Raw genomic sequence first — 5874 nt, forward strand, 5'->3', positions numbered from 1 at the left:
AAGGTATTTGATTATCAGGAGCACAAGGCCCAGTTCGCGGCGTATGCGAAAGTGCACAATCAGCAGAGAGGGGGCACACAGAAATGACCGTTGAAGAGCTGCAAATCATCGTCAGAACAAAAACGGAGTCTGCCGAGAAAAAAATTGCAGGCCTTAAAAAAAGATTTGAGTCTATCCAGCAGACGAAGGTTCCCGACGTTCAAGTGTCTACCGGCAAAGCTGAAACGGCGCTGAAACGTCTGCAAGCGGAGGTTGACCGCACACAGGCCAAGATGGCCAAAATCAACGAGAAACTCGCCCCCCTCTATGCTCAGCAGGACGCGATTATTAACAAGTATCGCAGCATGCCCGCGCTGTCCGGCCTGACGAAGGATCAGAGCCTTGATTTCATGGTGGGCAATGATACGGGCATGCAGAAGCTTGACGCGCAGATAGCGCCGCTACAGGCGCAGGTGGACGCACTCAGGGAGAAGACCGCAGGAGCGACCGCGCAGATGAACAGGCTCCAGGAAACGGCATCAAAAAGGGTGCCGCCCGCCATGAAGAAGGTTCGCGACGGCACAAAAGATGCGGGAAAGTCGCTTGATAAGGCAACCGGCAGCGGCGGGAAGTTCGAGCGAATGTTAGGCCGCATTGCGGCACGCTTGGTTGTCTTCGGTGCAATCAGGGCGACCGTTTCCGCCGCTACAGAGGGCATGCGGAATCTGGCCGCGTACAGTTTGTCCATGGGCGGCAACGACGCGGGTCAGGCAATACAGAACATGGCAAAGTTGTCCGCGATAGGGTTGCAGGTTAAAAACTCATTGGGTGCAGCTTTTATGCAGATACTGGTCGCCTTGATGCCTACGATACAGCGGCTGGCGGATATCATATCAAACGCGGCGGACAATCTTAGTCAGTTCTTCGCGGCGATGTCTGGGGCTTCTACATATACGAGGGCGAAGAAGTCCGTAGACAACTATACCAACGGGTTAACGTCGGCCATCGAGGCAACAAAAGCGCTGAAAAATGCGACAATCGGAATTGACGAACTCAACATCTTGCCGTCCATGCAGAATTACATGCAGATGTTCGAGGAAGTTCCCATTGACAGCAAGATCAAGGAAATAGCCGATAAGGTAAGGGCTATAATTGACCCGATACATGATTTGCTGGGCGATGATTGGCTTCTTAAACTTCTCGGCGGCGGTGCCGGTTTGTGGATATTAAAAAAACTAATCTCCGGCTTAAAAAATCTCATCGGTTTATTCAAAAAGAAAAACACATCATTGTCAGAGCAAACGGAAAAAACGACCGCCGATGCAAAGGCAACAAATATTCTGGCCGATGCAGCCCTGGCGGCCGTCCCCTCAATCGGGTTGTTAGGGGACCAACTCGGAAAGCTGAAAACGCCGGAGCGCGAATTGTCCCTACCCCCGGTTGTTGTCCAGCCGCTGGACTTGGAGGCGTACAACAAGTCCGTGCTTGCATACAAGATGCCCATAACCGCGCCTGTGATCGAAGCCGCCATGGCGCCGGTCATCAACATGGATAATTACCTTTATGCGAAATCGGCCTATCAAGCGCCGGTGCAGGCGCCCATGATTTTCCCGGCGACCATCCCGGACGTGAACGCATCGTCTTATACGACGTCACTCCAAACTGCGGCAGAGCATACCACCAATTTCACTACAAATACGAATACGGCGCTCAACGATTGGGGCACGGTGCAAAAGAGCAACTTTCAGTCCGTGGTGGACTACTTGAAAGCTGCTACACTGGCGATACCATCATTAACACCTGGGTTTGCCTCTTTTTATCAAGGCACTAGCGAAGGTGAAGTGGCTTGGGGAAACAGCGTAATGGAGAACTACCATACGGTCATGCAATACATAAGCGACGCAACCGTGTCGGGATTAAACAGCGCCGGCAGCGCATTGACGTCGTTCTTTAACTCGTCGGGTCAAGCCGTAGCGGCTTGGGGAAACGGGTTTATAAACACGACGGCTTCCGCGATATCCGGCGTAGTCAATACGGTATCCTCGGGGCTTAGCAGTGCCTGGGAAAGCATTAAGAGTTTCGCGGAGGCGACAGGACAAAAGCTTAGCGGATTCTGGGAGGCAAACAAAAGCTGGATTGTTCCCGCAGCAAAAATAGCCGCCGGCGTGGCGGTGGCGTCAATAGCAATAACCGCATCGGGAGGGCTTGCGGCGCCGGCAGTGCTCGCGGCGGCACCGGCCGTCATTTCAATAGCGGATGTTGCGTCAAAAATCGGGGTCGCAGCTGACGGGGGGTTCCCATCGACGGGACAACTGTTTATTGCCCGAGAATCGGGGCCCGAAATGGTGGGCACAATCGGAGGACATTCAGCTGTAGCTAACAACAATCAAATCGTCAGCGGAATCGCGTCTGCAAATAATGGCGTTATCGAAGCCGTGTATTCCATGGCGTCTCAAATAGTCAAGGCGATAGAAGAGAATGGGGACATAGTTTTGGACGGGAAAAGGCTTGCGCGTCAGCAGCAATCATACACGCAACGACAAAGCCGGCTGACGGGAACGTCTTTTGTGAACGTGAATACATAAAGAGAACGCCCCTCTCGCTTAAACAAGAGGGGCGTAAGCGGCAATTAGACAATCGCAAAAAGAATGAAGCTTGCCGCAAAGGCAATGCAAGAAAGTACCAATATATTAAGCGATATGGTTTTGGACCTTTTGATTATGGAAACATAGATCAAACTCACCAACCCATAAATTGCAAAGAATCCTGAAACAAGAATAGCCCCAAAGAAAAATTTAGTAGCAAAAGTCGCTCCGGGGATGTTATTAGAGAATATGCCAATAAGCAAGCTCAATGATAATAGCGCGGCAAAGTATATAAATAAGAATTTTCGTTTAGATATGAGCCGAACTTTTCTTCCACATGCGGAGCAGAAGCGGCCGTGCAATTCCGCGCTACAATATGGGCACTGGGTATAATCGCGAAGTTTTTTTACTTGCGATCCGCAAACTGAACAGGTTGGACTTGACATTATCGCGCCGCAATTGCCGCAATATGTAGGCTTTTCTGAGACAACATTTTCATTAATGGTTACATTCGCGGTTGTTTTAATCTCTTCATCCATAGCAATCCCTCCGGCATTTATATTTTATGCCTACTTTCCCCAATATTACCATATCAAAAAGGAGAGTACAATATGAATGAAAATCACGTTTTATCCAATGCAATCAGCAAACTAACGATCTTATGCATAGAAGATGGAGAAGAAAAGGAGATAGCGGCGATAACCAACGAATTGATTACCACCGCCTGCCCAAGCGTTGTTGTTAAATTGTCGCCGAAGATTGATTAGTGCTCAGTGTCTTTCGGGGGATTTGGGTCATTGCCGTAGCTGTCCTTGCTTACGATTTGGCCGTTCACGCCCTGAACAATAACTTCGCTTCCTTGGTTTTTCGCAATTCCGATAGCATAATTTTGTGCTTCTTTTTGAGTGTCGAAATGCTTTGTGTCTTTCTCGTTGCCTTCGCCATGAACACCCCAGCCATTTTCGCGCGGGGAGACCCATTGATTTTTACCCATTATCTTTTTCACCTCCTTCCATAATTCGACAATATCACGCAATTCAAAATATTTCAAGAGCGCTGTGGGCGCCTATAGATCAATTCTATAGGCGCTCTTTCCTTTGGAGGTAACGCCATGACATTTACTATCAACGGGACGGACATTACTCCCTACATAGCCCCCGACGGCATCAAGTGGCAGCGGTCAGATGTGGAGGGCCCCAATGCTGGACGCGCCATATCTGGGTCACTGATACGCGACCGGGTAGCGATCAAATACCGGGCGGATATCACATGCCCGACGCTGAGTGCCGCTGCTGCGTCCGTGCTCCTTGCTCTGCTTGAACCTGTGTGGATTACGGTTGTCACCGATACGAATCCGTTTACTGGCAGTTCTTTAAAAACGTACACAATGTACAGCAACAACATTTCAGCCGTTCGCAAAACGGCATGGACTCCTTTGGTTAGCGGCATCACTTTCCCGCTGATACAGAAGTAGGTGGGCGATGAACAAAATAACATGTAACGGTTATGTTTATACGGATGAAACTGCCGACCAGGATGAGAAGGATATCTTGGCCGGCAGTGTATTTAGGGGCAACTCGCTCAATGCCGAAGAGCTCACTATCGACACGTTCGATGCGACACTCAATGTCGATGACGCACTTCTTGTGGACAACGACGGTTACGAGCTTCATACCGCAGATGACGAGCCCATATTGATTTCAAATCCGATCAGCGACTACAAGTACGGTGACGTTATCCAGTATGAGCATGACGGAACGACGATAATCAAGGCGTATTTGGAAAAGCAGCCCTCCCGCATAGGCGCGACGAAATATGACTTCCCGAGCTTTTCGGCCATAGGGATTCTAGACAATCGGCGGCATTACGGCGGCATGTATTCAGAAGTGCCAGCCGGCACTATCATCGCCGAATTGATGGGCGATATTCCGTATACGATTCAACCCGACGTCGCTGCATCGCCCGTCACCAACTGGCTACCTGTAGCGTCATGCCGCGAAAATCTCCATCAGGTACTTTTCGTAATAGGGGCCGGGGTGTTCAAGGACGACAACGGCGATATAGTCATCAAATTTATCGAGGCGGCTATACCCGTTGCGATAGACGATGACAGGATTTACATAGACGGCTCTATTGAGCCGAAGACGCCCTGCACCCGCGTTGACGTGACTGAGCACTCATGGTTTGTAACGCCAGAGGATCGGACCGTAACTTTGCTCGATACATCCTTATCAGTGACGTCACAGGCGGTCCTGTTCGACAATCCGTGCCACGACCTCGTTGCCTCTGGACTGACCATCGAAGAATCAGGCGTGAACTATGCGATAGTCAGCGGTGCCGGCACCCTGCAGGGTAAAGAGTACACGCATACAAAAACGGTGCTGTCTTTTGATACCGGTATCGCCGGGCCTGAAAATATCGTCACCGTAACGAACGCGACACTGGTATCTGCGTTCAACTCGTATAACGTCGCGCTGCGTGTTGGGCAGTATTATTCAGAAGTTGCAACTATAAACGCGGCCCTTGTGCTAGGCGAAGAGCGCCCCGCGCTGGAAGTGAGTTTCACAAATCCTTTCGGAGAGGCCGAGACCGGATATATCAAATCCCTCGACATCGGCAATATCTCAGCAACGTTAAAGGCAGACGCGGAGATTGCAAAAGGTTTTCTCCCTGTCGGCCACGGTGACAACTACAATAATTACGTTGTCCTCACGGATATCGGCAACTGGACCATACCCGAAGACGTAACCCGGATAAGGCTCATTGAAGTTGAGCCGGGCGCCCAGGGCGTTTCTGGAGAGAACGGTAAAAACGGGTCAACAGGAGCTCCCGGCGCTGGCGGCGAACCCGGAGAGGGCGGGCCCGGCGGTAGGGTTTTGGTTATGGACCTGACCGTCGTCCCATTGTCGGTCAAAGAGTATTCCTGCGGCGAACACACCATATTTGATGGCATCAGCGCGGAAACGGGCCACGCCTACGGCTCCGGCTATGTTGAGCCAAAATCGGGCCTCATCTTAGGGCGAAAAGGCGATACCGGGGAATTGGCGGGCGGCGCGGGGGCAGGATCGTCAGGCGTGGGGCCAAATGTAACGAAAAACGAAACCACTTATCACCCCGGAGCCAACGGTTCACCGGCATCGTTAGGCGGCGTTACAGCATACGGCGGATATGGCGGCGGCGCAGGCTCGGCGGGCAATGGATTAGCGGGGCAGAGCGGGGCTGTATCTAAATCTGGCGGATACAACTACACCTACACATTCCATGGCGGCGGTACTTGGTCGGGGACGATGACAGGCCGTTCGGACTTTAC

At 51.3% G+C, this 5874-nt stretch carries 5 protein-coding genes and 1 pseudogene; 4 read left to right on the plus strand and 2 right to left on the minus strand.

Annotation, left to right across the window (positions count from 1 at the left end; translation table 11 throughout):
* The first annotated feature begins 83 nt into the window (after positions 1-83).
* Positions 84-2564, plus strand: a complete 2481-nt coding sequence (locus BUB60_RS19290) for a hypothetical protein (RefSeq protein ID WP_073083356.1) — start codon at positions 84-86, stop codon at positions 2562-2564.
* Between the two features lie 44 nt (positions 2565-2608).
* On the opposite strand, the gene BUB60_RS19990 is transcribed toward BUB60_RS19290, so the two are convergent.
* Positions 2609-3103, minus strand: a complete 495-nt coding sequence (locus BUB60_RS19990) for a hypothetical protein (RefSeq protein ID WP_143162434.1) — start codon at positions 3101-3103, stop codon at positions 2609-2611.
* Between the two features lie 72 nt (positions 3104-3175).
* Between BUB60_RS19990 and BUB60_RS20350 the strand changes: the two genes are divergently transcribed.
* On the plus strand, positions 3176-3331 hold the full coding sequence (locus BUB60_RS20350) for a hypothetical protein (protein ID WP_159435489.1): 156 nt from the start codon (positions 3176-3178) through the stop codon (positions 3329-3331).
* Here the strand turns inward: BUB60_RS20350 and BUB60_RS19295 are convergent.
* The gene (locus BUB60_RS19295; RefSeq protein WP_073083346.1) at positions 3328-3558 is read right to left on the minus strand and encodes a DUF2188 domain-containing protein; all 231 of its coding nucleotides are present in this window, start codon (positions 3556-3558) and stop codon (positions 3328-3330) included. The genes BUB60_RS20350 and BUB60_RS19295 overlap by 4 nt on opposite strands.
* Before the next feature lie 117 nt (positions 3559-3675).
* On the opposite strand from BUB60_RS19295, the gene BUB60_RS19300 reads away from it, so the two are divergent.
* Positions 3676-4038, plus strand: a complete 363-nt coding sequence (locus BUB60_RS19300; protein ID WP_073083350.1) for a hypothetical protein — start codon at positions 3676-3678, stop codon at positions 4036-4038.
* 7 nt (positions 4039-4045) lie between these two features.
* A pseudogene (locus BUB60_RS19305) lies at positions 4046-5874 on the plus strand (hypothetical protein); the annotation flags it as partial.

This window comes from Sporobacter termitidis DSM 10068, assembly GCF_900130065.1.
GTDB classification, from domain to species: Bacteria; Bacillota; Clostridia; order Oscillospirales; family Oscillospiraceae; genus Sporobacter; species Sporobacter termitidis.

Coding starts and splice junctions, on each gene's coding strand:
- BUB60_RS19290 (WP_073083356.1), top strand. CDS start 84: ATGACCGTTGAAGAGCTGCAAATCATCGTCAGAACAAAAACGGAGTCT.
- BUB60_RS19990 (WP_143162434.1), bottom strand. CDS start 3,103: ATGGATGAAGAGATTAAAACAACCGCGAATGTAACCATTAATGAAAAT.
- BUB60_RS20350 (WP_159435489.1), top strand. CDS start 3,176: ATGAATGAAAATCACGTTTTATCCAATGCAATCAGCAAACTAACGATC.
- BUB60_RS19295 (WP_073083346.1), bottom strand. CDS start 3,558: ATGGGTAAAAATCAATGGGTCTCCCCGCGCGAAAATGGCTGGGGTGTT.
- BUB60_RS19300 (WP_073083350.1), top strand. CDS start 3,676: ATGACATTTACTATCAACGGGACGGACATTACTCCCTACATAGCCCCC.